This window comes from Enterobacter sp. BNK-34 (assembly GCF_048684445.1).
Taxonomy (GTDB): Bacteria; Pseudomonadota; Gammaproteobacteria; order Enterobacterales; family Enterobacteriaceae; genus Enterobacter; species Enterobacter pseudoroggenkampii.
The window spans coordinates 3,111,894-3,137,372 of record NZ_JBLQUA010000001.1 but is presented as its reverse complement, the minus strand read 5'-3'; the positions used below and the strand labels follow the sequence as shown (position 1 = coordinate 3,137,372).

Genomic DNA, 25,479 nt, shown 5'->3' with positions numbered 1-25,479 from the left:
CGCGTGAACATTCGAAAAATCGCTTTCCTGTGCGCCCTTCTGGGCGCATTTATTCTGACGTTTGTCATGCTTCCCCCGGGAACCCTCTCCCTGGAAGAGATTAAAACTCACCAGCAGGCGTTACTTTCCCATGTCAACCACGCGCCGCTGCGCAGCGCGCTGATCTTTTTTGCGCTCTATGTCGCGGTCTCCGCCCTGTCGATACCCGGCGCGGCGATCCTCACCCTGCTGGGCGGGGCGTTATTTCCCCTGTGGGAAGGCACCGCGCTGGTCTCGTTTGCCTCCACGCTCGGGGCCACGCTGGCCATGCTCGCCAGTCGTTATCTGCTGCGCGACGGGGTCCAACGTCGGTTTGCTCAGCAGATGAAAACGGTGAACGCCGGTATGTCGCATGACGGCGCGGGCTATCTTTTTGCCCTGCGCCTGATGCCCCTGTTCCCATTTTTCCTGGTGAATTTGCTGATGGGGCTGACCCGGATTGGCGTATTTCGCTACTGGTGGGTCAGCCAGGTCGCTATGCTGCCCGCCACGATTATCTTTCTGAACGCCGGGCGCGAGCTGGGAAAAGTGACCTCGCTGCGCGATATTTTGTCGCCGGGCATGATATTCGCCTTTACACTACTGGGGTTATTACCGCTGGTCACCCGCCGGCTGTTTTCCCGTTATCTCCCGTCTGCTAAAAAGTGAGGCATTATGCGCCGTGTGCGTTTTTGCGCGTTCCTGATCGGTCTGCTGCTGGCAGCCCCCCTCTCTGCCGCCGAAAGCTGGCACGCTATCCAACAACAGGCCAAAGGCCAGACCGTCTGGTTTAACGCCTGGGGCGGCGATCCGGCTGTCAACCGCTACCTTGAGTGGGTCAGCGGTGAGATGCAAACGCACTATGCCATTACCCTCAAAATCGTCCCGCTGGCGGATGCCGCCGACGCGGTAAAACGTATTCAGACCGAAGCCGCCGCGGGGCGTAAGGCCAACGGCTCGGTTGACCTGCTGTGGGTTAACGGCGAAAACTTCCGCACGTTAAAAGAAGCGAACCTGCTGCAAACCGGATGGGCGCAGACGCTGCCAAACTGGCGCTATATCGATACCCGCAAGCCCGTTACGGAGGATTTTGCGATTCCTACAGACGGCGCGGAATCCCCGTGGGGCGGTGCGCAGCTGACCTTTATCGCCCGCAAAGCCAGCATGCCGACGCCGCCGGAGGATCCTCAGGCGCTGCTGGCTTACGCGCAGCAGCACCCCGGCAAGATAAGCTATCCTCGCCCGCCCGATTTTACCGGCACGGCATTTCTTGAGCAGCTGCTTCTGACGCTCACCGATCGCCCTGAGGCTTTACAAAAAGCACCCGATGAAACGTTTGACCTCGTTACCGCGCCGCTCTGGGCCTACCTCGATAAGCTGCACCCGCTGCTGTGGCGCGAAGGCAAAGACTTCCCCCCTTCACCTGCACGGATGGATGCCCTGCTTGCCAGTGGCAGCCTGAACCTGTCGCTGACCTTTAACCCGGCCCATGTGCAGCAGAAAGTGGCGAGCAGCGAACTGCCCGCCGACAGCTACAGCTTTGGTTTCCAGGGCGGGATGCTCGGCAACGTCCATTTTGTGGCGATTCCGGCCAATGCCAGCGCGAGCGCGGGGGCGAAAGTGGTCGCTAATTTCCTGCTGTCACCGCGGGCGCAAATCCGCAAGGCCGACCCGGCCATATGGGGAGACCCAAGCGTACTGGATGTGAAAACGCTGCCCGAAGGTGAAGCGAAACAACTGCTCGCCCACACGCCGCAGGGGCTGCCGAAGGTGCTTGCAGAGCCGCAGTCCACCTGGGTGAACGCGCTGGAGCAGGAATGGCTGCGTCGTTACGGCACCCGCTGAGCGGACTTGTCTGGCTGGCGATGGCGGTGATTTATCTGCCGGTCCTGCCCGCCGGCGCCATGCTGCTTGCCCCGGCGTTTTCGGTGACAAACTGGCAGCGGCTGCTGAACGATCCGCAGCTACCTCAGGCGACCGTCGCCACGCTGGTCTCAACGCTCATCGCCACGCTGGGGGCGTTGCTGATTGCCCTTTTCCTCGTCAGCCTTCTGTGGCCCGGAAAGCGCTGTCGACGTCTTACGACCCGCCTGCCGTGGCTACTGGCGATCCCCCATGTGGCGTTCGCCACCGGCGCGTTACTGCTGTTTGCCGAGGGCGGTCTGTATTATCAGATCTGCACCGTCTGTTCTCCGCCGTTTGACCGCTACGGCGTCGGTCTGGGCCTGACGCTCGCGGTCAAAGAGAGCGCGTTTGTCCTGTGGGCCATTTACGCCGTCCTGCCGGAAAAACGGCTCGCACTGCAGAAGACCGTCCTGCAAACCTTTGGCTATGGGCGTTTTCAGACGCTCAGCTGGCTGATCCTTCCGGCGATTGCGCCCGTTCTCGGCGCGGTGATGCTGGCGGTGCTGGCGTGGTCGCTGTCGGTCGTGGACGTGGCGATCGTGCTCGGGCCCGGAAACCCGCCTACCCTGGCCGTGCTGGCCTGGCAGTGGCTGAGCCAGGGCGACGCCCAGCAGCAGGCAAAAGGGACGCTGCTGTACCTGCTTCTCCTCGTGCTGCTGGCCGCGCTTGCCGCACTTGGGTACGGTTTATGGAAGGCATGGCGCCGCAGGGTTCCGGACCTCAGCGGGACACGCCGCAGGTCTGAGCGCGTTCTGCCTGAACGTACACTCAGCGGCTTTCTGCCCGCGTGTGGCATCCTGTGCGCCGCGGTGCTGCTGATACTGGCACAGCGGGACGACGTGGGTCCCGTGGGGACCAGCCTTTCCTTCGGGCTGCTTTCGAGCCTGATCGCCCTGCTCATCAGCGTTCTCTGGCTGGAATGGGGCCCGCAGCGCGGCACACTGTGGGTATGGTTACCGCTCGCCCTTCCGGCGCTGCCGCTCGTCACCGGGCAATACTTTATTGCTTTGCATCTGGGACTCGACGGGCACTACGCCGCCGTGCTCTGGAGCCACCTCCTGTGGGTATTGCCGTGGACGCTGCTGGTGCTGCAACCCGCCTGGCGCCGGATCGATCCCCGTCTGCTCCTCACCGCCAGAACCCTCGGCTGGCGACGGACCAAAGTCTTCTGCCTGGTGAAATGCCCCCTGCTGGTGCGCCCTGCGCTGCTGGCCTTTGCCACCGGCTTTTCCGTCAGCATGGCACAATACATGCCGACGCTGTGGCTGGGCGCGGGGCGTTTCGCCACGCTGACCACCGAAACCGTCGCGCTCAGCAGCGGAGGCAGCATCCCGATTCTCGCTAACCGGGCGCTGGGATTACTGCTGGTCACGGGCACGGTGTTTGGTCTTGCCGCCCTGTTATCCCGGCTCGCGGGCCGCTACCGTCAAGGATTACGATAATGCTGAAGGTAAAAGATCTCACCATCGAACCGCTTTTCCGCGAGGTCAGTTTTTGCGTGCCCCGCGGGGAGATCGTCACCCTGATGGGGCCGTCCGGCAGCGGAAAATCGACCCTTTTTGCGTGGATGGTCGGCGCGCTGTCAGACGATTTCCAGGCACGGGGCGAACTGTGGCTCGACGCGCGTCGCTGCGACGGACTTCCCGTTGAGTCCCGCGGGCTGGGTATTCTCTTTCAGGACGCGCTGCTGTTCGACCCGTTCAGCGTCGGGCAAAATTTGCTGCTGGCACTGCCTGAACGGCTCGCCGGGCGCGCGCGTCGGGAAGCGGTCGAACAGGCGCTGGATTCCGCCGGGCTGAGCGGTCATTACGCCAGCGATCCGGCCACCCTTTCCGGCGGGGAGCGCGCCCGGGTCAGCCTGCTGCGGGCCCTGCTCGCGGAGCCGCAGGCGCTGCTGCTGGACGAACCGTTCAGCCGCCTCGATAAAGCGTTGCGGGCCTCATTTCGGGCATGGGTGTTTGACGCCGTCCGCGCGCGCAATATTCCGGTGGTGCTGGTCACGCACGATGAAGACGATATTCCGCCCGGCGGCGAGCTGATTGAGATTTCTCGCTGGCAATAATGTGCTAACGCAATGTTTTCCGATTCGGGAGAGACGACAATGCCCCCCTCTTTTACTGACGTCAGGTTATTCGATGAAACGTGTTTCTCAACTGACCGCGCTGGCCCTGCTCTGCGGCCTCGCTTCTTTTTCCTCGCTGGCGGCTGATATGCCCAACGCCATCACGCTGTCTCAGCTTCAGGCGCAGCACGGCACGCCTGTCGACACCCGCGCCAGCGCGTTTTACAACGGCTGGCCGCAGACGCTCAGCGGCCCCTCCGGGCATGAACCCGCTGCACTCAACCTTGCTGCCGCCTGGCTCAGCGCTATGAGCGACGAGCAGATTGCGCTTTGGGCAAAACAACATCAGCTTACGCCTGCAACGGCCATCGCCCTGTATGGCGACGAGAACGATAACCAGGCGGTGAAAGCCCGCCTGGAGAAAGCCGGTTACCGCCACGTTTCGCTGCTCAGCGATGCACTGCAGACACCCGACCGCCTTCAGCGCCTGCCTCATTTTGAACAGCTGGTTTACCCGCAGTGGATCCACCGCCTCCAGCAGGGTAAACCCGTGACCGCCGCGCCGTCGGGTGACTGGAAAGTGATCGAAGCCGCCTGGGGCGCACCGAAGTTTTACCTGCTGAACCACATTCCCGGCGCGGGCTACATCGATACTAACGAAGTGGAAAGCGAGCCGCTGTGGAATAAAGTCTCCGACGACAAGCTGAAAGCGATGCTGGCGAAGCACGGGATCCGCCACGACACCACCGTCATCTTGTATGGCCGCGACGTCTACGCCGCCGCGCGCGTGGCGCAGATTATGCTGTATGCGGGCGTGAAGGATGTGCGTATTCTCGACGGCGGCTGGAAGGCGTGGTCAGATGCAGGCCTCCCGGTTGAGCGCGGCACGCCCGGCAAAGTGACGCCAGCCCCCGATTTCGGCACGCCAATCCCCGGCCAGCCGCAGCTGATGGTCGATATGGAGCAGGCGCGCGGGATGCTGCACCGTCAGGATGCCTCCCTGGTCAGCATTCGTTCGTGGCCGGAGTTCATCGGCGAAACCAGCGGCTACAGCTACATCAAGCCAAAAGGTGAAATAGCCGGTGCCCGCTGGGGTCATGCGGGCAGCGATGCTACCCACATGGAGGATTTCCATAACCCGGATGGCACCATGCGCAGTGCGGACGACATCGCCGCCCAGTGGAAGCGCTGGAATATTCTGCCGGAACAGCACGTCGCGTTTTACTGCGGCACCGGCTGGCGGGCGTCCGAAACCTTTATGTACGCCCGGGCGATGGGCTGGAAGAATATCGCCGTCTATGACGGCGGCTGGTACGAATGGAGCAGTCACCCGCAGAACCCGGTGACAACCGGTGAGCGCGGGCCAGAAAGCGCTCTCTAAGGGTTGAGTGACTTCAGCGTCACGTAGCCGCTCCAGACGCGCGTTGTGGTGGTCAGCCAGCACAGCGCGCCAAATACCCACGCGAAAAGCGTGAAGTGCGCCGGGAAAAGGCAGCACAGCACAAACAGCGCGATGGTCTCCGTCCCTTCCGTTAACCCGCCGATGTAATAAAACGACTTGTGCGCATAGCCGGGGTTGTCGATGTCGTGCTTCGCGGCCAGCGCCGCAAACGCCAGAAAACTGCTGCCGGTACCAATAAACGCAAACAGCAGCCAGGCGGCCGCCAGCGCATTCTCTGCGGGAGCAGCGAGCGCAAAGCCAAACGGCACCAGAGCGTAGAACAGAAAGTCGAGCGCGATATCGAGAAATCCTCCCGCATCGGTCAGCCCTCTGCGGCGCGCCAGCGCCCCGTCCAGACCGTCCATCAGGCGGTTAAGCACGATGGCGACCAGCGCAGCAGGATACCAGCCGAGGGCCAGAAACGGCAGCGCCAGCACGCCAATCGCAAACCCGGAAAGGGTTAATCCGTCGGGCGTAATGCCCGGCCTGTCCAGCACGGAAACCAGACGATTCAGAACGGGCTTTACCCGCGGGTGCAGATGACGGTCAAGCATGTGGCGTCTCATTAAACGTGGCGCACAGCCCCTGAGCCGGAATATCCAGCGCGGCGTTAAAGCGGGCGGAGAGATTCTGAAAGGCAATGAGCGCCGTCATCTCGGTGATGGCGTCATCCGTAAAGTGGCGCTTCAGCGCCGTTCTGATGGCCTCATCCGCCCGGGGCGGCGTGGCGGTCACCGCCTCGGCGTAGGCCAGCGCCGCGCGCTCCTGCTCGGAGAACAAAGTGGAATCATGCCAGTTGCCCACAGCCTGAACCTTATCCAGCGCGCCGCAGCGCTCGGCCAGCCGCAGGCTGTTGGCATCAATACAGAAAGCGCAGTGGCAGAGCTGGGACACCCGCGTCATGAGCAGCGAACGAAGCACGGGCGTCAGGCGCGCGCGACGACGCTCCAGAAAACCGACAAACAACGCCACCAGCCAGAACAGACGCGGCATGCGTCCCCACCAGCGAGTGGGATTCAGCACCGCGCCAAAATGCTTTTTCTGCATGGCGGCAATCGGTTTAAGGCTGGCGGGAAGGGATTCGATAGGGGCAACCCAGGCGGTGGTCTCTTTCACCTGATTCTCCTGATTACTGGACTCTGAGAAAGGGCACGATAATATGTCTTTTTTCGCTATCAATTATTGACGACCATGCTGAAAACACTCGATGTCGTTGCCGCCATCATCGAAAAAGACGACAAAATTTTACTGGCACAGCGCCCTGCCCACGCCGACCAGCCGGGCATGTGGGAATTTGCAGGCGGTAAAGTCGAGGCCGGAGAAACCCAGCCCGAGGCGCTTATCCGCGAGCTGCGTGAAGAGTTGGGTATTGAAGCGCTGCCTGCGCAATATGTAGCAAGCCACCAGCGCGAAGTCTCGCAGCGGTTAATCAACCTGCACGCCTGGCACGTTCCTGCGTTTAGCGGCGAGCTCACGGCGCACTACCACAGCGCGCTGGCGTGGTGTACGCCGGAAGAGGCGTTTGGCTACGCCCTGGCCCCCGCGGATATTCCGCTGCTGGAAGCGTTTATTGTTTTACGCGACGCCAGACCAGCGGGTTCGTACCGATAACGCGCTCGTCGCGCTGGCACTGCAACAGCACGCCGTCTGCTTTCACCACGGCCCCTTCCGAGTAGTTCTGATTCTGATAGATACAGCACTGATTGCAGGGCTGCACCGTTTGATTCTGACCGCTGGAGCTAAACACTTCCGGCGGCACATTCACTTCCACATCCGGACGAATGCGGTCAGCCTGCGCGCCAGCAGTGAAGATCAGACATAACGCGGTGAGTAGATAACGGTTCATAGACACATCTTCCTGTTGTTCCTTGATAATGACTATAACGGTAAACCAGAGCGGAACCTTTAATTTATCTCTTCATCGCTTTTGGTTATGACGCAGCACATGTCATTAATTTCCCTTTCGCCCTACATTTCTGCTTGCCACACAAAGCAGTACGGGTGGTATAGTCAAAAAAACAACACAAATCGCATAAGTAATACACATAAAATACGATAAGAGGTTCTTATATATATGGATCAGACACGCTCTCTGGAAAGTTTCCTTGCCCATGTTCAGCAGCGCGACCCGCACCAGAGCGAGTTCGCGCAGGCCGTGCGTGAAGTGATGACCACACTGTGGCCCTTCCTTGAACAAAACCCGCGCTATCGCCAGATGTCTCTGCTTGAACGCCTTGTCGAGCCAGAGCGCGTGATCCAGTTCCGCGTGACGTGGGTGGACGATCGCAATCAGGTGCAGGTCAACCGCGCGTGGCGCGTGCAGTTTAACTCGGCCATTGGCCCGTTTAAGGGTGGCATGCGCTTCCACCCGTCCGTAAACCTGTCAATTCTGAAGTTCCTCGGCTTCGAGCAGACCTTTAAAAACGCCCTCACCACGCTCCCGATGGGCGGCGGGAAAGGCGGCAGTGATTTCGATCCGAAAGGCAAAAGCGAAGGCGAAGTGATGCGCTTCTGCCAGGCGCTGATGACCGAGCTCTACCGTCACCTCGGCCCGGATACCGACGTGCCTGCCGGTGATATCGGCGTCGGCGGACGTGAAGTGGGTTTTATGGCCGGGATGATGAAAAAGCTCTCCAACAACAGCGCCTGCGTCTTTACCGGTAAAGGGCTGTCGTTTGGCGGGAGCCTGATCCGCCCGGAAGCGACCGGGTACGGCCTGGTTTACTTCACCGAGGCCATGCTCAAGCGCCACGGTTTAGGCTTTGAAGGCATGCGCGTCGCGGTGTCCGGCTCCGGTAACGTGGCGCAGTACGCGATTGAGAAAGCGATGCAGTTTGGCGCTCGCGTGGTAACCGCCTCTGACTCCAGCGGCACGGTGGTGGATGAAGCGGGCTTTACGGCAGAGAAGCTGGCGCGCCTGTGTGAAATCAAAGCCAGCCGCGATGGCCGCGTGGCGGATTATGCCCGGGAGTTTGGCCTGACCTACCTGGAAGGAAAACAGCCGTGGGGTGTGCCGGTGGATATCGCCCTGCCGTGCGCCACGCAGAACGAGCTGGACGTTGAAGCCGCGCGCACGTTGATTAGCAACGGCGTAAAAGCGGTGGCCGAAGGGGCGAACATGCCGACCACCATCGACGCCACGAACCTGTTCCTTGAGGCAGGCGTGCTGTTTGCACCGGGCAAGGCCGCTAACGCCGGTGGCGTGGCAACCTCCGGCCTCGAGATGGCACAAAACGCCGCACGTCTCGGCTGGAAGGCAGAAAAAGTGGATGCGCGCCTGCACCATATCATGCTGGATATTCACCACGCCTGCGTGGAGTACGGCGGTGAAGCGTCGCAAACCAACTACGTGCGCGGGGCGAATATCGCCGGGTTCGTGAAGGTGGCAGATGCGATGATCGGGCAGGGTGTGATTTAAGGTTTATATCGTGCGGCCGGGTGCCCTCACCCCAGCCCTCTCCCACAGGGAGAGGGAGAAAACCGGGCGTATCAGGCCGCGCTCTTCTTCTTTTTAAACGGTTTCTTCGCCCCCGCGCCTGGTGCAACCATCCCTCTGAAGCGCTTCACCGGCGTGCTGCGCGCCTGATCGATCAGCTGGTAAAGCGTCCCCACCAGCGGCTGCATAAAGTCCTGATAGCGACACTGCTTCTCGCTGATCTGCGTCAGCACCGATTCCCAGTGCGCGGTCATGTCCGGCCTGGCGGCCAGCTCCGGCAGGGAATGAATCAGCGCGCGTCCCGGCTCGGTCGAATGGATATAGCGCCCCTTTTTCTCAAGAAAACCGCGCTTAAAGAGCAGCTCGATGATCCCCGCGCGGGTTGCTTCCGTACCCAGACCGTCGGTGGCGCGCAGGATCTTCTTCAGATCTTTATCCTGAACAAACCGGGCGATCCCGGTCATCGCCGACAGCAGCGTCGCATCGGTGAAATGGCGCGGCGGCTGAGTCTGACGTTCAACCACTTCGCCCTTCTCGCACAGCAGTTCGTCATCTTTAGCAACTACCGGCAGCGGCGTGCCGTCGTTCTCCTCGTCACGCTCTTTGTTCCCCAGCAGCGTGCGCCAGCCTGCTTCTGCAAGGAAACGGGCTTTAGCAATAAATTTCCCTTTCGCGATTTCCAGTTCGATTACGCATTTGCGGAACACCGCGTCCGGGCAGAACTGCATCAGGTACTGACGGGCGATCAGGTTATAGACCTTCGCTTCGTTGTCGGTCAGGTTGACGCTGCTGGCACGCGCCGTCGGGATAATCGCGTGGTGGGCGTCCACCTTTTTATCGTCCCAGCAGCGGTTATGGGTGTCCGGGTTCACCACCGGCTGCGGCAGCAGATCCGGCGCGTGCACGCTAATGGCGTTCATCACCGAATGACGTCCGGCAAAGTGCTCTTCCGGCAGATAGCGGCTGTCCGAACGCGGATAGGTGATGAGCTTATGGGTTTCGTAGAGCTTCTGGCAGATATCCAGCACGTTCTGCGCGCTCAAGCCAAACTTTTTGGCCGCCTCAATCTGCAGGGCCGACAGCGAGAACGGCAGCGGTGCGGGTTCTGATTCCCGTTTATCGTTATAGCTGGTAACGATAGCCGGCTGCCCGGTAATGCGGTTAACCACATGATCGGCCAGCGGACGATGGAGCAGGCGCCCCTCTTCATCCTGATAGGATTCGCAGGCATCGCTTGGCTGCCAGACGGCGGTAAAGCGCTCGTCTTTAGGCGTGACGATATGCGCTTTCACTTCAAAAAAATCTTTAGCGACGAAGTTCTCAATCTCTTCGTCACGACGCACGACCAGCCCCAGCACCGGCGTCTGCACGCGGCCCACGGAGAGCACGCCCTGATAGCCCGCGTTGCGCCCGAGGATGGTGTAGGCGCGGGTCATGTTGATGCCGTACAGCCAGTCGGCACGGGCGCGGGCTAAAGCCGAGACGCACAGCGGAATAAACTCGCTGTTGGCGCGCAGGCGCGAAATGGCTCGCTCCACCGCCTGCGGGTTGAGGTCGTTGATCAGGCAGCGCTGCACCTGCTGACGCTTTTCCGGCGCCAGCTCCAGATAGTCCAGCACCTCATCCACCAGCAGTTGCCCTTCCCTGTCCGGGTCACCCGCGTGCACGATTTCAGCGGCTTCATGCAGGAAGCGCTTGATGACGTTCAGCTGTTTGGTGACCGAAGGCCGGGGCTGCAGGCGCCATTTTTCCGGCACGATGGGCAGATCGTTTAAATTCCAGCGGGCGTAGCGGCTGTCATAGACATCCGGCTGCGCCTGCTCAAGCAGGTGACCGATACACCAGGTGACCACCTGCCCGTTACCGCATTCGATAAAGCCGTCGCCTTTGCGATGCGGCTTAGGCAGCACGTCGGCGATGGCACGGGCCAGGCTCGGCTTTTCGGCAATAAACAACCGCATCGAATTAACGGATCTCAATCATCGGTCGGCCACCGCGCGCGGTCACCAGCTCGCCGATCGCCGTCAGGGTGATGCCGAACTCGGCGGCCGTAGCCTGAACCTCGGCTTCTGACTCCGGCGTCACCGCCAGCAGCAGGCCGCCGGAGGTTTGCGGATCGCACAGCAGGTTGCGCCACTCCTCAGGCATTTCGCCCATCAGGTGACCGTAGCTGGCGAAGTTGCGCTGGGTACCGCCCGGGACCGCGCCCTGAGCAATATACTCCTCCACGCCCGGCAGCTTCGGCACGTCCTGATACCAGATCTGCGCCTGCACGCCCGCGCCCTGACAGACTTCAGAGAGGTGTCCCAGCAGACCAAAACCGGTGACGTCGGTCATCGCCTTCACGCCGTCGATATTGGCGAATGCCGCACCGGCGAGGTTCATCTGGCACATCACTTCCGTTGCCAGACCTTTGTGCTCGGGCTTCAGCAGGGACTTTTTCTCGGCGGTGGTCAGCACGCCAATGCCCAGCGGCTTGGTGAGGAACAGCTTGCAGCCCGCCTGCGCGGTGCTGTTGCGCTTCACGCGTTCGGTCGGCACCACGCCGGTGACGGCCAGGCCGAAGATCGGTTCAGGTGCATCAATAGAGTGACCACCGGCCAGCGCAATCCCCGCCTGCTGGCAGGCAAAACGGCCGCCATCAATCACTTCACGTGCCACTTCCGGCGGGATGGTGTTGATCGGCCAGCCCAGAATGGCAATCGCCATGATCGGCTTCCCCCCCATGGCGAAGATATCGCTGATGGCGTTGGTGGCCGCAATGCGACCGAAGTCGAACGGGTTGTCGACAATCGGCATAAAGAAGTCGGTGGTGCTGATAATGCTGGTGCCGTTACCTAAGTCATAAACTGCAGCATCGTCACGCGTTTCGTTGCCGACAAGCAGGTTCGGGTCGACAAACTTCGCCTGTTCACTGTGCAGGATGGTCTCCAGCACTTTCGGGGAAATTTTACAACCGCAACCGGCTCCGTGGCTGTACTGCGTTAAACGAATGGTTTGCTCGCTCATGGACGTCTCCTGTCATCTCAATCGCGCTATGGTAGCGCTCATTCCATAAAGAGGTAAGTGTGACTGTCTGAATTCTGCGGCAGATGCTCAGAATCCAGACAGTTTAGCGTGCGTTATCAGAAACGGCTGACGAAAGGCGTGGTGTCCGGCACGCTGATGGTGCTGGAGGCTTTAAGCTGCGGGGTGCCGAGGTAGAGGAAGCCGACAATTTTGTCATGCTCACCGCAGCCAAAACCGTCCCGGACCGCCGGGCTTTCGGTCAGCGGGCCGGTGCGCCAGATACCGTTGAAGCCTTGTGCGACAGCGGCCATTTGCATCGCCATCACCGCACAGCCTGCGGACATTTCCTGCTCCCAAACCGGCACCTTATGGTCGGCCTGGCATTTTGCCACGACGGTGACGATCATCGGCGCGCGGAACGGAGCATTGCGCGCCTTGTCGATCCCTTTCTCATCCTGCCCGGCGGCCACCGCCCCCTGCTCCAGCAGTTGACTGAAACGATCGCGGCCTTCGCCTTCAATTACAAAGAAGTGCCATGGCTGCAGTGTGCCATGATCGGGGGCACGCATGCCGGCACGCAGAATGTTCTCCAGCTGCTCGCCTGCCGGGGCAGGTTCGGCCAGACGGGAAGCGCTACGGCGGTTAACAAGCAGTTCGAGTGCGTCCATTGGTTAACTCCTTTCTTGAAATTTACTCACAAAATTAACACGGCGGCAGATTTTGTTACAGCCTGGCAGGCGATTCCTGCTGACAAGTGGCGGTTGGGTCATTACGATAACCCAACATTACCGTCCAGTGGCGACGGAAACAGTCATTTTCTGGTTAGGGAGAATACATGCGAACCCTTTGGCGAATCATTGCCGGTTTCTTTAAATGGACGTGGAGACTGCTCAACTTCGTCCGCAACCTGGTGATGAACATCTTCTTCATCTTCCTGGTTCTGGTTTGCGCGGGCATCTGGATGCATATCAGTAACGCGAATCAGGCGCAGCATTCAACGCGCGGCGCGCTATTACTTGATATCACCGGCGTTATCGTTGATAAGCCGTCCACCAGCAGTCGCCTGAGCGTGATTGGTCGCCAGCTGTTTGGCGCAACCTCAGATCGTCTGCAGGAAAACTCCCTGTTTGATATCGTCGATACCATCCGTCAGGCCAAAAACGACCGTAACATCACCGGGATCGTGCTGGATCTGAAAGATTTTGCCGGAGGCGATCAGCCTTCAATGCAGTACATCGGTAAAGCGCTGCGCGAATTCCGCGACAGCGGCAAGCCGGTGATTGCCGTGGGCGACAGCTACAGCCAGGGGCAATATTATCTGGCGAGCTTCGCCAATAAGATCTGGCTCTCCCCGCAGGGTACGGTAGATCTGCACGGCTTTGCCACCAACGGCCTGTACTACAAATCGCTGCTCGACAAGCTGAAGGTCACCACCCACGTCTTCCGCGTCGGTACCTATAAATCCGCCGTTGAGCCGTTTATCCGCGACGATATGTCCCCTGCCGCCCGCGAAGCGGACAGCCGCTGGATTGGCGAGCTGTGGCAGAACTATCTGGGCACCGTTGCCGCGAACCGTCAGATTACGCCTGAGCAGGCGTTCCCTGGCGCGCAGGGCGTGCTGGAAGGCCTGCGTAAGGTTGACGGCGATACCGCGAAATATGCGCTGGATAACAAACTGGTTGATGCCCTGGGCACCAGCGCCGAGATTGAAAAATCCCTGAGCAAGCAGTTTGGCTGGAGCAAAGAGGATAAAAACTACAGCGCCATCAGCATGTATGATTACTCGACGAAAAAGCCGGATGACAGCGGTGACAGCGTCGCGGTGGTCTTTGCCAACGGTGCGATCATGGACGGTCAGGAGACCCCGGGGAACGTGGGCGGCGATACTACCGCGTCACAAATCCGCGATGCGCGCCTCGATCCGAAAGTGAAGGCGATTGTCCTGCGGGTCAACAGCCCTGGCGGTAGCGTCAGCGCCTCCGAGGTGATCCGCGCTGAACTGGTCGCGGCGCGTGCCGCCGGCAAGCCGGTCGTCGTCTCAATGGGCGGAATGGCCGCCTCCGGGGGTTACTGGATCTCAACGCCAGCCAACTACATTGTGGCCAACCCAAGCACGCTGACCGGTTCGATTGGCATCTTCGGGGTGATCAACACCGTGGAGAACAGCCTGGATTCTCTGGGCGTGCATACCGATGGGGTTGCCACCTCTCCACTGGCGGATGTGTCGGTGACCAAATCTCTGCCGCCGGAAGTCTCTGAGATGATGCAGCTCAGCATTGAGAACGGCTATAAACGCTTTATCACCCTGGTCGCAGACTCGCGTAAAAAAACGCCTGAGCAGATCGACCAGATTGCGCAGGGCCACGTCTGGACCGGTCAGGATGCGAAGAGCAACGGACTTGTGGACAGCCTGGGTGACTTCGATGACGCGGTGAAGAAAGCCGCCGAACTGGCGAAGCTGAAGCAGTGGCATATCGAGTATTACCAGGACGAACCGTCGTTCTTCGATATGGTCATGGACAGCATGTCCGGCTCGGTACGCGCCATGCTGCCGGAGGCGCTGCAGGCTTACCTGCCTGCGCCAGTCGCCACGGCGGCAAAAGCGATGAAGGCGGAAAGCGATAAGCTTGCGGCCTTTAACGATCCACAGAGTCGTTACGCGTTTTGCCTGACCTGCGCGAACGTCCGTTAAAAACCGTCCCCTCTTCCCGCGAAGAGGGGATTTTTTTCTTTTGAAGAACAAGAACTCACTACCATGCAGAAGAAATCGATTTATGTAGCCTACACTGGCGGTACCATCGGTATGCAGCGTTCCGAAAACGGCTATATCCCCGTCTCCGGCCACCTTCAGCGTCAGCTTGCACTGATGCCAGAATTCCACCGTCCGGAAATGCCTGACTTTACTATCCACGAATACGAGCCGCTGATGGACTCCTCCGACATGACGCCGGAAGACTGGCAGCACATCGCGGATGACATTAAAGCCCATTACGACCAGTACGACGGCTTCGTGATCCTGCACGGCACCGACACCATGGCGTTTACCGCCTCGGCGCTCTCCTTCATGCTGGAGAACCTGAGCAAGCCGGTTATCGTCACCGGGTCGCAAATCCCGCTGGCGGAGCTGCGCTCTGACGGGCAGATCAACCTGCTGAACTCCCTGTACGTGGCGGCGAATTACCCGATCAACGAAGTGTCGCTGTTCTTTAATAATCGTCTGTATCGCGGCAACCGCACCACCAAAGCCCATGCCGACGGTTTTGACGCCTTCGCCTCCCCTAACCTGCAGCCGCTGCTGGAGGCCGGGATTCATATCCGTCGTCTGGGAACCCCTCCTGCGCCAAACACCGCCGGCGAGCTGATTGTGCATCCGATTACTCCGCAACCGATTGGCGTGGTCACCATCTATCCGGGTATCTCTGCGGACGTGGTGCGTAACTTCCTGCGCCAGCCGGTGAAAGCGCTGATCCTGCGCTCCTACGGCGTAGGCAATGCGCCGCAGAACGGTGAATTCCTGAAAGAGCTTCAGGAAGCCAGCGAGCGCGGAATTGTGGTGGTGAACCTGACCCAGTGCATGTCCGGTAAAGTGAATATGGGCGGCTATGCCACCGGCAACGCGCTGGCGCATGCGGGGGTCATCAGCGGCTTCGATATGACCGTTGAGGCAACGCTGACTAAACTTCACTATTTACTGAGTCAGGATCTGGACATTCAGTCCATTCGCAGCGCGATGATGCAAAACCTGCGCGGCGAGCTGACCCCGGACGAATAAGGAGTGCTCATGAAGCAACGCGCCCTGCTACTGGTCGATTTGCAAAATGATTTCTGCGCGGGCGGTGCGCTGGCCGTCGCTGAAGGTGACAGCACCGTTGACGTGGCCAACACGCTGATAGACTGGTGCAAAGCCCGCGGCGAAGCGGTTGTCGCAAGCCAGGACTGGCACCCGGCGAACCACGGCAGCTTTGCCAGCCAGCATAACGTCGAGCCTTTCACTCAGGGAGAGCTCGACGGGCTGGCGCAAACCTTCTGGCCGGATCACTGCGTACAGCAGACGGAAGGCGCGGCGCTGCATCCGCTCCTGAATCAGAGAGCCATCGACGCGGTGTTCCATAAAGGTGAAAACCCTGCTATCGACAGCTATAGCGCGTTTTTTGATAACGGGCATCGCCAGAAAACGGCGCTGGACGCGTGGTTACGTCATCACGAAATCACGGAGCTGATTGTGCTGGGGCTGGCGACGGACTACTGCGTGAAGTTCACCGTGCTGGATGCGCTCCAGCTAGGTTATACCGTCAGCGTCATCACCGACGGCTGCCGCGGGGTGAACATTCACCCGCAGGACAGCGCTCAGGCGTTTATGGATATGGCTGCGGAAGGCGCGACGCTGTATACGCTCGAAGACTGGCTGGAGACGCAGGCGTAAGCCTTTTAAGCCGGGTGGCGCTGACGCTTACCCGGCCTACCTTTCCCCGTAGGCCGGGTAAGCGTCAGCGCCACCCGGCAAAACTCCCCCTCCGATCCCTCATAAAGTGAACTCCCTCGCATCCTCAGCGAAGCGGCAATGCTATTCTCTTTAGGCTGTTTTTTCGCCACGCCTTTTCCGTGGCGTGGTTAATTTTATTAAGTCAAAGAGGAACTTGTATGAAACGTTTGCCCTTGCTGGCAGCATTACCCTTGCTTTGCGCGTCAGTTGCCTCCGCCAGTTCCATGATGTCCGTGGGCTACTTTAACGGGGGTGGCGATGTCACCGCCGGACCGGGTGGCGATATCAACAAACTGGACGTTCGCCAGATCACCCACCTGAACTACTCGTTTGGTCTGGTCTATAACGACGAAAAAGACGAAACCAACGCCGCGCTGAAAGATCCGGCTAAGCTGCATCAAATCTGGCTATCGCCAAAAGTGGCGTCCGATCTGGCCTTAATCCCCACTCTGCGTAAGCAAAACCCGAACCTCAAAGTGCTGCTTTCCGTCGGCGGCTGGGGCGCGCGCGGCTTCTCTGGCGCAGCGGCAACCCAAGAGAGTCGCGCGGTGTTCATCCGCTCCGCGCAGGAGATTGTCGACAAATACGGCCTGGACGGGATCGATCTCGACTGGGAGTATCCGGTCAACGGCGCCTGGGGGCTGGTGGCAAGCCAGCCTGCCGACCGGGGTAACTTTACCGCCCTGCTGAAGGAGATGCGCGACGCGTTCGGGCATAAAAAGCTGGTCACCATTGCGGTAGGCGCGAATGCGGAAAGTCCGAAAAGCTGGGTGGATGTTAAAGCCATTGCGCCCCTGCTCGACTACATCAACCTGATGACCTACGACATGGCGTACGGTACGCAGTATTTTAACGCCAACCTGTATGACTCCAGCACCTGGCCGACGGTGGCCGCCGCGGACAAATACAGCGTGGACTTTGTGGTGAACAACTATCTGGCCGCCGGGCTGAAGCCGCAGCAGATGAATCTCGGGATTGGTTTCTATGGCCGCGTGCCGAAACGCGCCGTAGAGCCGGGGATCGACTGGACCAAACCGGATGCGCAAAAAAATCCGGTTACCCAGCCCTACTTCGGGCCGCAGGAGATCGGGTTGTTCAAGTCACTTGGCTATGACCTGACCAAAGATACCTACGTGAAGTACAACGATATCGTGAAAAAGCTGTTGAACGATCCGCAGAAGCGTTTTACCGAGCACTGGGACGACCAGGCAAAAGTGCCGTGGCTCTCGGTGAAGGGTACCGATGGCAACGCGCTGTTTGCGATTTCCTATGAGAACCCACGATCCGTGGCGATCAAAGCGGACTACATCAAAGAGAAAGGGCTCGCCGGAGCGATGTTCTGGGAGTACGGCGCGGATGACGAAAACCAGTTAGCGAAACAGCTGGCGGCGTCGCTCGGGATCCCGCATAAGTAGTAAGACAATCAAGCCCTCTCCCCGTGGGAGAGGGTTGGGTGAGGGCATCAACCCGCACCGTTATTGCATTTTCATCGTCGCAATCGGCTTCGGCGTGATGCCGAAGTCTTCTTTCAGCTCGCGCTTGCTCTTCATTACCATCTGGCCCTGGGTGTCGATCGTCATATGCTGCGCGTCGGTGTTATTGCGCGCCTGCCACAGCATCACCAGCTGCAGGCTGTTCTCTTTTTGCTCCGGGGTCAGCGCGACGCCATCGGGCCATTTTCCCAGCTCTACGGCGGTCACCAGACGCTGATAAATCTCCGGCGTCATACCGCTAATCATGTCATCAATATTCACAATCCCGCCCTTTCAAAGGAATAATTTGCTGAATCGTTTTTTCAACCCTTCACCTGGTCGCCGTTTTCGTCGTCAGTGAAGCTCATTGAGGCTGAATTCACGCAGAAACGCTCGCCCGTGGGCTGAGGACCATCCGGGAAGACGTGCCCAAGGTGCGCATCGCAGTTACCGCAGCGAATTTCCGTGCGTACCATGCCGTGTGACGAGTCGGTCAGGTAGCGGATGGCCTCATCGCTCACCGGCTCGTAAAAGCTCGGCCAGCCGCAGCCAGAATCAAATTTCGTTTGGGAATTAAACAGCGGCGCATCACAGACCAGGCAGTGGTAGACGCCGTCCCGCTTGTTGTGCAGTAAACGCCCGGTGAACGGCGGTTCCGTCCCGTGGTTCTGCGTCACGTAAAACTGCATTTCTGTGAGGTTTTTTTTCAAATCTTCAGGGTTACGTTGGTTCGACATATGCTTACATCTCGCTGTAGAAACAGACATCTTTTAACCCGGATTCTAACAAAACATTAACACCCTTGCGTGCACTTTTGATCTAAACTTATTTGTCGCGAAAAGGCGGTCAGGCAATTGTGATCATGCTCACATTTTTATCCTGCGAGGCCTTTAAAATCCAGGCGCAGCCCCCATATGGGTGCAAGCTCAAAGGGAAAGTGAGGCGAGTCAGTCGCACAAACGTTAGTCACAGGATTGATTTGTCGCAATGATTGACACGATTCCGCTTGACGCTGCGTAAGGTTTTTGTAATTTTACAGGCAACCTTTTATTCACTAACAAATAGCTGGTGGAATATATGACTATCAAAGTAGGTATCAACGGTTTTGGCCGTATCGGCCGTATTGTTTTCCGTGCTGCTCAGAAACGTTCTGACATCGAAATCGTTGGTATCAACGATCTCCTGGACGCTGAATACATGGCGTACATGCTGAAGTACGACTCAACTCACGGTCGTTTCGACGGCACCGTTGAAGTGAAAGACGGCCACCTGGTTGTTAATGGCAAAACCATCCGCGTTACTGCTGAAAAAGACCCAGCTAACCTGAAATGGAACGAAATCGGTGTTGACGTTGTTGCTGAAGCAACCGGTATCTTCCTTACCGACGAAACTGCACGTAAACACATCACTGCGGGTGCGAAGAAAGTTGTTCTGACTGGTCCTTCCAAAGACAACACCCCAATGTTCGTTCGTGGTGCAAACTTCGAAACTTACGCTGGCCAGGATATCGTGTCTAACGCATCCTGCACCACCAACTGCCTGGCACCGCTGGCTAAAGTTATCAACGACAACTTCGGCATCATCGAAGGTCTGATGACTACCGTTCACGCAACCACCGCTACTCAGAAAACCGTTGATGGCCCGTCTCACAAAGACTGGCGCGGCGGCCGTGGCGCGGCTCAGAACATCATCCCATCCTCTACCGGTGCTGCTAAAGCTGTAGGTAAAGTACTGCCAGAACTGAATGGCAAACTGACTGGTATGGCGTTCCGCGTTCCAACTCCTAACGTATCCGTTGTTGACCTGACCGTTCGTCTGGAAAAAGCTGCTTCTTATGAAGAAATTAAGAAAGCAATCAAAGCTGCTTCCGAAGGCGCAATGAAAGGCGTTCTGGGCTACACCGAAGACGACGTTGTATCTACCGATTTCAACGGCGAAGTGTGCACTTCCGTGTTCGATGCTAAAGCGGGTATCGCACTGAACGACAACTTCGTTAAACTGGTATCCTGGTACGACAACGAAACTGGCTACTCTAACAAAGTACTGGACCTGATCGCTCACATCTCTAAATAAGTTGAGATGAGTGCTTGATCCAAAAAGGCGACTTCGGTCGCCTTTTTTATTTATAAGACAGAGGATTGCTTAATGATTAATAAAATTTTTGCACTTCCGGTAGTCGAACAACTTACCCCTGTGCTTTCCCGCCGTCAGATTGACGGTGCCGACGTTATCGTCGTTGACCATCCACGCGTTAAAGCCTCCGTGGCGCTGAACGGCGCCCACCTGCTCTCCTGGAAACCGGAAGGTGAAGCCGAAGGCTTATGGCTGAGCGATGCGACCTCCTTCAAAAAAGGGGCGGCTATTCGCGGTGGCGTACCGATCTGCTGGCCGTGGTTCGGCCCGTCCGCCCAGCAGGGTTTGCCTTCTCACGGTTTTGCCCGTAACCAGCAGTGGACCCTGAAAGCGCACAACGAAGATGACAACGGCGCCGTGCTGACCTTTGAGCTGCAGGCTAATGATGAAACCCGCGCCCTCTGGCCGCATGATTTCACCCTGTATGCCCGCTTTAAGCTGGGTAAAACCTGTGAAATCGAACTGGAAGCCCACGGTGAGTTTGAAACCACCGCAGCCCTGCACACCTACTTCAACGTGGGTGATATCGGCGCAGTGAAGGTGAGCGGTCTTGGCGATACCTTTATCGACAAAGTGGATAACGCCAAAGAAGGTAAACTGAGCGACGGCGTACAGACGTTCCCTGACCGTACCGACCGCGTCTACCTGCATCCGGAAGCGTGCAGCGTGATCCACGACGGCGCGCTGAACCGCGGAATTGAAGTGGTCCATCATCATCACAGCGACGTGGTGGGCTGGAACCCGGGCCCGGCGCTGTCCGTCAGCATGGCCGACATGACGGATGAAGGGTATAAAACGTTTGTCTGCGTGGAAACCGCCTGCGTGAGCACCCCGCAAAAAGCGAGCGACGAAAAACCGTCTCGTTTAGGGCAGACGATCCGTATTGTTAAGCGATAATTTTGCTGCACCACATTAAAGCAAACGGGGCGCGCGCGCCCCGTTTTAATGCATCAATTGCACGATATTAGTGCGCAATCAGAACTTGTAGCTCACGCCGACAGAGAAAATACCTGCCCAGGATTTGTCGACCATCGGGCTATCCTTCACTTCGTCGCTCAGACGCTCATAGCGGCCGGTACCGTACACGCTCCAGTCGCCGAGGAAGTTGTAGCTCGCGGTCAGCTCCAGGTACGGATCCCAGCCGTCATCTGCGCTGTAGCTCTTCAGACCACTGCGGCGGGACTCGTTTTTAGATACGCCATAGTAGTAGTCGTTGTAGTTCTCGCTGTTGTACTGCACACCAATACCCGGCGTCAGGGTCAGACCACCGTTGGTATAGCGGTACAGCCACGCCAGATCCCAGATAAAGCCGTTGCTGTTATCGAGCGTATCGCCTGCCAGGGCCGTACGCAGGAAGCCATACTGGGTGTTATGCACGTATGAGAGCCCGGCCATCATCGAGCTTTTGCGCTTGTCGAGCTGGCGAAGCGCGTGGCTGTCGCTGTCACCCGGCTTGAAGTGCGTCGGATCATAGTAGGCCATGATGGAGAGCTTATCGGCCGTATCGTTCCAGAGATAGTAGCCGCCGCCGAGCCCGCGGAACCAGACGTTATCGCCTTCATAGGTGATAACGGGAACAGGATAAACGTCACGGTCATACTGTTTGTACGGGCTGTTAATGACGCCAACACCCGCGCCAACCGTCCACTGACTTTCCGCCTGTGCGGTGTTCACTGCGGTCGCGGCAAGGATGCCTAATGCCAGAAGTTTGAGTTTGGTCACAATCCATTCTTTCCTGTAGTCAAATAATCAGCGGATGAAGTGTAACCGCCATTCCCGTACATCCCAAAATTTTTTGCCTGCTAATCAGTCTGATTAACCCATTATTTTTAACTTATCAGATGACAGCCTGCTTTCATTTATATGACCACTGAATGAAAAACGTGCATTTGTCTTATAACGACAGTGGAAATTTTTGGATGAGTTATTGATATGTCATTGAAAGTAGATTTTCTGGGCATGCAAGTTTTGCAAATGCCATCTACGCTTTAATTTAAGAAGAGTTTTCCTGAACACCTGCGGTTCTTAGCGTCTGACCTGGCACACAGGTTGCTGCTTTGGCAGTGAGGTGCGAGAGATTCTCTTCCGGGAGCCTCCACTACTCATACGAACGGCTCTTATCCTGTGCTAAAAAACGAAAGGACGGCATGCCATGAATATATTCGATCACTATCGCCAGCGCTATGAAGCTGCCAAGGACGAAGAGTTCACACTGCAGGAGTTTCTTACCATCTGTCGGCAAGATCGCAGTGCCTATGCCAATGCGGCAGAACGGCTATTGATGGCTATTGGTGAGCCAAACATGGTTGACACTGCCCTGGAGCCTCGGCTTTCCCGTCTCTTTTCGAATCGGGTGGTCGCCCGATATCCGGCGTTTGAAGAGTTCTATGGTATGGAAGATGCCATCGAACAGATTGTCTCCTACCTGAAGCATGCCGCTCAGGGTCTGGAAGAGAAGAAACAGATCCTCTATTTACTCGGCCCCGTGGGCGGCGGTAAATCCTCGCTGGCGGAACGCCTGAAGTCGCTGATGCAGCGCGTGCCTATCTATGTGCTGAGCGCCAACGGTGAACGCAGCCCGGTGAACGACCATCCGCTGTGCCTGTTCAATCCGCAGGAAGATGCGCAGATTCTGGACAAAGAGTATGGCATCCCGCGTCGCTATCTCGGCACCATCATGTCGCCGTGGGCGGCTAAACGCCTGCACGAGTTTGGTGGCGATATCACCAAATTCCGCGTGGTGAAAGTCTGGCCGTCTATCCTTGAACAGATCGCCATCGCCAAAACGGAACCTGGCGATGAGAACAACCAGGACATCTCGGCGCTGGTGGGTAAAGTCGACATCCGTAAGCTGGAAAACTTCGCGCAAAACGATCCGGATGCCTACGGTTACTCGGGCGCGCTGTGCCGCGCGAACCAGGGGATTATGGAGTTCGTCGAGATGTTTAAAGCGCCAATCAAGGTGCTGCATCCGCTGCTGACGGCGACTCAGGAAGGCAACTACAACGGGACGGAAGGTATCTCCGCCCTGCCGTTTAACGGGATTATTCTCGCCCACTCGAACGAATCTGAATGGGTGACCTTCCGTAATAACAAAAACAATGAGGCCTTCCTTGACCGCGTGTACATCGTCAAGGTGCCTTATTGCCTGCGGATCTCCGAAGAGATCAAAATTTACGAGAAACTGCTTAACCACAGTGAGCTGGTGCATGCCCCCTGCGCGCCCGGCACGCTGGAAACGCTGTCACGCTTCTCCATCCTTTCGCGTCTGAAAGAGCCGGAAAACTCCAGCATCTATTCGAAAATGCGCGTCTATGACGGTGAAAGCCTGAAAGATACCGACCCGAAAGCGAAGTCGTATCAGGAATACCGCGACTATGCCGGGGTTGATGAGGGGATGAACGGTCTGTCTACGCGTTTCGCGTTTAAGATCCTCTCCCGCGTCTTTAACTTCGACCATGCGGAAGTGGCGGCCAACCCGGTTCATCTGTTCTACGTGCTGGAGCAGCAAATCGAGCGCGAGCAGTTCCCGCAGGAGCAGGCCGAACGCTACCTTGAGTTCCTCAAAGGTTACCTGATTCCGAAATACGCCGAGTTCATTGGCAAAGAGATCCAGACGGCCTACCTGGAATCCTATTCAGAGTACGGGCAGAACATTTTCGACCGTTATGTCACCTACGCTGACTTCTGGATCCAGGATCAGGAGTACCGCGACCCGGATACCGGCCAGCTGTTTGACCGTGAATCCCTGAACGCGGAGCTGGAAAAAATCGAGAAGCCTGCCGGGATCAGCAACCCGAAAGACTTCCGTAACGAGATTGTGAACTTCGTCCTGCGCGCCAGAGCGCATAACAACGGGCGCAATCCGAACTGGACCAGCTACGAGAAACTGCGCACGGTCATTGAGAAGAAAATGTTCTCCAATACCGAAGAGCTGCTGCCGGTGATCTCGTTTAACGCCAAAACCTCAACCGATGAACAGAAAAAACACGACGATTTTGTCGACCGTATGATGGAAAAAGGCTACACCCGCAAACAGGTCCGCCTGCTCTGCGAATGGTACCTGCGCGTGCGTAAATCGTCTTAAAACAAGTGCCCGGCGGCGTTTAGCGCCTGCCGGGCCTACAAAATGCAAGTTGGCAAATGCAGTACGGGGGGTATATGACCTGGTTTATTGACCGGCGTCTTAACGGCAAAAACAAGAGCACGGTGAACCGCCAGCGCTTCTTGCGTCGTTATAAAGCGCAAATTAAACAGTCTATCTCCGAGGCCATCAACAAACGCTCGGTGACCGACGTCGACAGCGGCGAGTCTGTCTCCATCCCCACCGATGACATCAGCGAACCGATGTTTCATCAGGGGCGAGGCGGCCTGCGCCATCGCGTACACCCAGGTAATGACCACTTCGTTCAGAACGACAGAATTGAGCGCCCTCAGGGCGGCGGAGGTGGTTCAGGAAGCGGTCAGGGACAGGCCAGCCAGGACGGTGAAGGCCAGGACGAATTTGTCTTCCAGATTTCGAAAGATGAATATCTCGACCTGCTGTTTGAAGACCTGGCGCTGCCGAATCTGAAAAAGAATCAGCATCGTCAGCTTAATGAATATAAAACCCATCGCGCGGGCTATACCGCCAACGGCGTGCCCGCCAACATCAGCGTCGTGCGTTCGTTGCAGAACTCGCTGGCGCGACGCACGGCCATGACGGCAGGCAAACGTCGCGAACTGCGCGAGCTCGAGAGCAACCTGAAGGTCGTGGAAAACACGGAACCGGCGCAACTGCTGGAAGAGGAGCGCCTGCGTAAAGAGATTGCAGAGCTGAGGGCGAAGATCGAACGGGTACCGTTTATCGACACCTTCGACCTGCGCTACAAGAACTACGAAAAACGCCCTGAGCCCTCCAGCCAGGCGGTGATGTTCTGTCTGATGGACGTGTCCGGCTCGATGGATCAGGCAACCAAGGATATGGCGAAGCGTTTTTATATTCTGCTCTATCTGTTCCTGAGCAGAACCTATAAGAACGTGGAGGTGGTCTATATCCGCCACCACACTCAGGCGAAAGAGGTGGATGAGCATGAGTTCTTCTACTCGCAGGAGACCGGCGGGACCATCGTCTCAAGCGCCCTGAAGCTGATGGATGAAGTGGTGAAAGAGCGTTACGACCCGTCGCAGTGGAATATTTATGCCGCGCAGGCGTCGGACGGCGATAACTGGGCCGACGACTCACCGCTGTGTCATGAGATCCTGGCGAAGAAAATTCTACCGGTGGTGCGTTACTACAGCTATATCGAAATCACCCGTCGCGCGCACCAGACCCTGTGGCGGGAGTATGAACATCTGCAATCGATGTTCGATAATTTTGCCATGCAGCATATCCGTGACCAGGATGATATTTATCCTGTGTTCAGGGAGCTGTTCCACAAGCAATCTTCTACCAGCAACGCATAATCAAACAGCCAGCGAAAGCGCTGGCTGTTTTCTTTCGACCCCGTTCATCCCGTGCTAATGTAGAACGCTGCATAC

24 protein-coding genes are annotated in these 25,479 nt (G+C 57.8%); 15 read left to right on the top strand and 9 right to left on the bottom strand.

The features are described from left to right. Positions 1–3: 3 nt before the first annotated feature. The 5 genes from ACMGG5_RS15365 to ACMGG5_RS15345 all read left to right on the top strand — a co-directional run bounded on the left by ACMGG5_RS15365 (position 4) and on the right by ACMGG5_RS15345 (position 5,366). Positions 4–687: a TVP38/TMEM64 family protein gene (locus ACMGG5_RS15365; protein ID WP_420278126.1), complete on the top strand. Its 684-nt coding sequence runs from the start codon at positions 4–6 to the stop codon at positions 685–687. Between the two features lie 15 nt (positions 688–702). Next, positions 703–1,863, top strand: coding sequence for an ABC transporter substrate-binding protein (locus ACMGG5_RS15360; protein WP_248272271.1), 1,161 nt, complete (start codon positions 703–705; stop codon positions 1,861–1,863). Continuing rightward, on the top strand, positions 1,836–3,365 hold the full coding sequence (locus ACMGG5_RS15355; protein WP_420278125.1) for a thiamine ABC transporter permease: 1,530 nt from the start codon (positions 1,836–1,838) through the stop codon (positions 3,363–3,365). The genes ACMGG5_RS15360 and ACMGG5_RS15355 overlap by 28 nt, the downstream gene beginning before the upstream one ends. Continuing rightward, positions 3,365–3,985, top strand: coding sequence for an ATP-binding cassette domain-containing protein (locus tag ACMGG5_RS15350; protein WP_032650925.1), 621 nt, complete (start codon positions 3,365–3,367; stop codon positions 3,983–3,985). Before ACMGG5_RS15355 ends, ACMGG5_RS15350 begins: the two co-directional genes overlap by 1 nt. A 73-nt stretch (positions 3,986–4,058) precedes the next feature. After that, complete coding sequence (locus ACMGG5_RS15345) at positions 4,059–5,366, top strand: sulfurtransferase (RefSeq protein ID WP_420278124.1); 1,308 nt, start codon at positions 4,059–4,061, stop codon at positions 5,364–5,366. On the opposite strand, the gene ACMGG5_RS15340 is transcribed toward ACMGG5_RS15345, so the two are convergent. Next, positions 5,363–5,980 carry a CDP-alcohol phosphatidyltransferase family protein gene (locus tag ACMGG5_RS15340; protein WP_420278123.1) on the bottom strand — a complete coding sequence of 206 codons (618 nt, stop codon included), beginning with the start codon at positions 5,978–5,980 and terminating at the stop codon, positions 5,363–5,365. The genes ACMGG5_RS15345 and ACMGG5_RS15340 overlap by 4 nt on opposite strands. Beyond that, positions 5,973–6,542 carry a carboxymuconolactone decarboxylase family protein gene (locus tag ACMGG5_RS15335; RefSeq protein ID WP_420278122.1) on the bottom strand — a complete coding sequence of 190 codons (570 nt, stop codon included), beginning with the start codon at positions 6,540–6,542 and terminating at the stop codon, positions 5,973–5,975. The genes ACMGG5_RS15340 and ACMGG5_RS15335 overlap by 8 nt, the downstream gene beginning before the upstream one ends. A 75-nt stretch (positions 6,543–6,617) precedes the next feature. Between ACMGG5_RS15335 and ACMGG5_RS15330 the strand changes: the two genes are divergently transcribed. Further along, a complete protein-coding gene (locus tag ACMGG5_RS15330) occupies positions 6,618–7,037 on the top strand; it encodes a pyrimidine (deoxy)nucleoside triphosphate diphosphatase (RefSeq protein ID WP_148769057.1) in 420 nt (139 codons plus the stop codon). Here ACMGG5_RS15330 and ACMGG5_RS15325 read toward each other — a convergent pair. Continuing rightward, positions 6,994–7,272 (bottom strand): YnjH family protein, encoded by a 279-nt coding sequence (locus tag ACMGG5_RS15325; RefSeq protein WP_024908564.1) that lies wholly within the window; start codon positions 7,270–7,272, stop codon positions 6,994–6,996. The two genes, ACMGG5_RS15330 and ACMGG5_RS15325, sit on opposite strands and share 44 nt — an antisense overlap. A 228-nt stretch (positions 7,273–7,500) precedes the next feature. Here ACMGG5_RS15325 and gdhA point away from each other — a divergent pair, with 228 nt between their 5' ends. After that, positions 7,501–8,844 (top strand): NADP-specific glutamate dehydrogenase, encoded by a 1,344-nt coding sequence (gene gdhA / locus ACMGG5_RS15320; RefSeq protein WP_024908565.1) that lies wholly within the window; start codon positions 7,501–7,503, stop codon positions 8,842–8,844. Positions 8,845–8,915: 71 nt separating this feature from the next. Here the strand turns inward: gdhA and ACMGG5_RS15315 are convergent, their stop codons facing one another. The 3 genes from ACMGG5_RS15315 to ACMGG5_RS15305 all read right to left on the bottom strand — a co-directional run bounded on the left by ACMGG5_RS15315 (position 8,916) and on the right by ACMGG5_RS15305 (position 12,539). Further along, positions 8,916–10,823 carry a DNA topoisomerase III gene (locus tag ACMGG5_RS15315; protein ID WP_208763777.1) on the bottom strand — a complete coding sequence of 636 codons (1,908 nt, stop codon included), beginning with the start codon at positions 10,821–10,823 and terminating at the stop codon, positions 8,916–8,918. A gap of 4 nt (positions 10,824–10,827) precedes the next feature. Continuing rightward, positions 10,828–11,871, bottom strand: coding sequence for a selenide, water dikinase SelD (gene selD, locus ACMGG5_RS15310; RefSeq protein WP_059310988.1), 1,044 nt, complete (start codon positions 11,869–11,871; stop codon positions 10,828–10,830). A gap of 116 nt (positions 11,872–11,987) precedes the next feature. Further along, positions 11,988–12,539, bottom strand: coding sequence for an NAD(P)H nitroreductase (locus tag ACMGG5_RS15305; protein WP_024908568.1), 552 nt, complete (start codon positions 12,537–12,539; stop codon positions 11,988–11,990). Positions 12,540–12,706: 167 nt separating this feature from the next. Between ACMGG5_RS15305 and sppA the strand changes: the two genes are divergently transcribed. From sppA to ACMGG5_RS15285, 4 genes are all read left to right on the top strand, one after another. Continuing rightward, positions 12,707–14,563, top strand: a complete 1,857-nt coding sequence (gene sppA, locus ACMGG5_RS15300) for a signal peptide peptidase SppA (RefSeq protein ID WP_420278121.1) — start codon at positions 12,707–12,709, stop codon at positions 14,561–14,563. A gap of 63 nt (positions 14,564–14,626) precedes the next feature. After that, a complete protein-coding gene (ansA, locus tag ACMGG5_RS15295) occupies positions 14,627–15,643 on the top strand; it encodes an asparaginase (protein ID WP_008500705.1) in 1,017 nt (338 codons plus the stop codon). Positions 15,644–15,652: 9 nt separating this feature from the next. Then, complete coding sequence (gene pncA / locus ACMGG5_RS15290; RefSeq protein WP_148769061.1) at positions 15,653–16,294, top strand: bifunctional nicotinamidase/pyrazinamidase; 642 nt, start codon at positions 15,653–15,655, stop codon at positions 16,292–16,294. A gap of 218 nt (positions 16,295–16,512) precedes the next feature. Then, positions 16,513–17,769: a glycoside hydrolase family 18 protein gene (locus tag ACMGG5_RS15285; protein ID WP_420278120.1), complete on the top strand. Its 1,257-nt coding sequence runs from the start codon at positions 16,513–16,515 to the stop codon at positions 17,767–17,769. A 60-nt stretch (positions 17,770–17,829) separates the two neighbouring features. Here ACMGG5_RS15285 and ACMGG5_RS15280 read toward each other — a convergent pair whose 3' ends face one another. Both ACMGG5_RS15280 and msrB read right to left on the bottom strand, forming a co-directional pair. Beyond that, positions 17,830–18,093 (bottom strand): YeaC family protein, encoded by a 264-nt coding sequence (locus tag ACMGG5_RS15280; protein ID WP_196239757.1) that lies wholly within the window; start codon positions 18,091–18,093, stop codon positions 17,830–17,832. A 56-nt stretch (positions 18,094–18,149) separates the two neighbouring features. Beyond that, positions 18,150–18,563 carry a peptide-methionine (R)-S-oxide reductase MsrB gene (gene msrB / locus ACMGG5_RS15275; RefSeq protein ID WP_024908573.1) on the bottom strand — a complete coding sequence of 138 codons (414 nt, stop codon included), beginning with the start codon at positions 18,561–18,563 and terminating at the stop codon, positions 18,150–18,152. 340 nt (positions 18,564–18,903) lie between these two features. On the opposite strand from msrB, the gene gapA reads away from it, so the two are divergent. Both gapA and ACMGG5_RS15265 read left to right on the top strand, forming a co-directional pair. Then, positions 18,904–19,899 (top strand): glyceraldehyde-3-phosphate dehydrogenase, encoded by a 996-nt coding sequence (gapA, locus tag ACMGG5_RS15270; protein WP_014831506.1) that lies wholly within the window; start codon positions 18,904–18,906, stop codon positions 19,897–19,899. A gap of 72 nt (positions 19,900–19,971) precedes the next feature. Next, entirely contained in the window at positions 19,972–20,856 is an 885-nt protein-coding gene (locus ACMGG5_RS15265; RefSeq protein WP_048990777.1) for a D-hexose-6-phosphate mutarotase, read from the top strand. 78 nt (positions 20,857–20,934) lie between these two features. Here ACMGG5_RS15265 and ACMGG5_RS15260 read toward each other — a convergent pair whose 3' ends face one another. Then, positions 20,935–21,681 (bottom strand): MipA/OmpV family protein, encoded by a 747-nt coding sequence (locus tag ACMGG5_RS15260; protein ID WP_024908575.1) that lies wholly within the window; start codon positions 21,679–21,681, stop codon positions 20,935–20,937. A 430-nt stretch (positions 21,682–22,111) separates the two neighbouring features. Here ACMGG5_RS15260 and yeaG point away from each other — a divergent pair, with 430 nt between their 5' ends. Continuing rightward, positions 22,112–24,046 (top strand): protein kinase YeaG, encoded by a 1,935-nt coding sequence (gene yeaG / locus ACMGG5_RS15255; protein WP_008500713.1) that lies wholly within the window; start codon positions 22,112–22,114, stop codon positions 24,044–24,046. A 74-nt stretch (positions 24,047–24,120) separates the two neighbouring features. After that, positions 24,121–25,404: a YeaH/YhbH family protein gene (locus ACMGG5_RS15250; RefSeq protein ID WP_148769065.1), complete on the top strand. Its 1,284-nt coding sequence runs from the start codon at positions 24,121–24,123 to the stop codon at positions 25,402–25,404. The last annotated feature ends 75 nt before the right edge of the window (positions 25,405–25,479 follow it).

Bases quoted from the DNA above. Each gene is read 5' to 3' on its own strand.
- ACMGG5_RS15325 (WP_024908564.1), bottom strand. From the start codon at position 7,272: ATGAACCGTTATCTACTCACCGCGTTATGTCTGATCTTCACTGCTGGC.
- ACMGG5_RS15250 (WP_148769065.1), top strand. From the start codon at position 24,121: ATGACCTGGTTTATTGACCGGCGTCTTAACGGCAAAAACAAGAGCACG.
- msrB (WP_024908573.1), bottom strand. From the start codon at position 18,563: ATGTCGAACCAACGTAACCCTGAAGATTTGAAAAAAAACCTCACAGAA.
- ACMGG5_RS15345 (WP_420278124.1), top strand. From the start codon at position 4,059: ATGAAACGTGTTTCTCAACTGACCGCGCTGGCCCTGCTCTGCGGCCTC.
- ACMGG5_RS15315 (WP_208763777.1), bottom strand. From the start codon at position 10,823: ATGCGGTTGTTTATTGCCGAAAAGCCGAGCCTGGCCCGTGCCATCGCC.
- ACMGG5_RS15285 (WP_420278120.1), top strand. From the start codon at position 16,513: ATGAAACGTTTGCCCTTGCTGGCAGCATTACCCTTGCTTTGCGCGTCA.
- ACMGG5_RS15350 (WP_032650925.1), top strand. From the start codon at position 3,365: ATGCTGAAGGTAAAAGATCTCACCATCGAACCGCTTTTCCGCGAGGTC.
- pncA (WP_148769061.1), top strand. From the start codon at position 15,653: ATGAAGCAACGCGCCCTGCTACTGGTCGATTTGCAAAATGATTTCTGC.
- ACMGG5_RS15330 (WP_148769057.1), top strand. From the start codon at position 6,618: ATGCTGAAAACACTCGATGTCGTTGCCGCCATCATCGAAAAAGACGAC.
- ACMGG5_RS15355 (WP_420278125.1), top strand. From the start codon at position 1,836: ATGGCTGCGTCGTTACGGCACCCGCTGAGCGGACTTGTCTGGCTGGCG.
- ACMGG5_RS15340 (WP_420278123.1), bottom strand. From the start codon at position 5,980: ATGCTTGACCGTCATCTGCACCCGCGGGTAAAGCCCGTTCTGAATCGT.
- ansA (WP_008500705.1), top strand. From the start codon at position 14,627: ATGCAGAAGAAATCGATTTATGTAGCCTACACTGGCGGTACCATCGGT.
- ACMGG5_RS15280 (WP_196239757.1), bottom strand. From the start codon at position 18,093: ATGATTAGCGGTATGACGCCGGAGATTTATCAGCGTCTGGTGACCGCC.
- gapA (WP_014831506.1), top strand. From the start codon at position 18,904: ATGACTATCAAAGTAGGTATCAACGGTTTTGGCCGTATCGGCCGTATT.
- selD (WP_059310988.1), bottom strand. From the start codon at position 11,871: ATGAGCGAGCAAACCATTCGTTTAACGCAGTACAGCCACGGAGCCGGT.
- ACMGG5_RS15265 (WP_048990777.1), top strand. From the start codon at position 19,972: ATGATTAATAAAATTTTTGCACTTCCGGTAGTCGAACAACTTACCCCT.
- sppA (WP_420278121.1), top strand. From the start codon at position 12,707: ATGCGAACCCTTTGGCGAATCATTGCCGGTTTCTTTAAATGGACGTGG.
- ACMGG5_RS15305 (WP_024908568.1), bottom strand. From the start codon at position 12,539: ATGGACGCACTCGAACTGCTTGTTAACCGCCGTAGCGCTTCCCGTCTG.
- yeaG (WP_008500713.1), top strand. From the start codon at position 22,112: ATGAATATATTCGATCACTATCGCCAGCGCTATGAAGCTGCCAAGGAC.
- gdhA (WP_024908565.1), top strand. From the start codon at position 7,501: ATGGATCAGACACGCTCTCTGGAAAGTTTCCTTGCCCATGTTCAGCAG.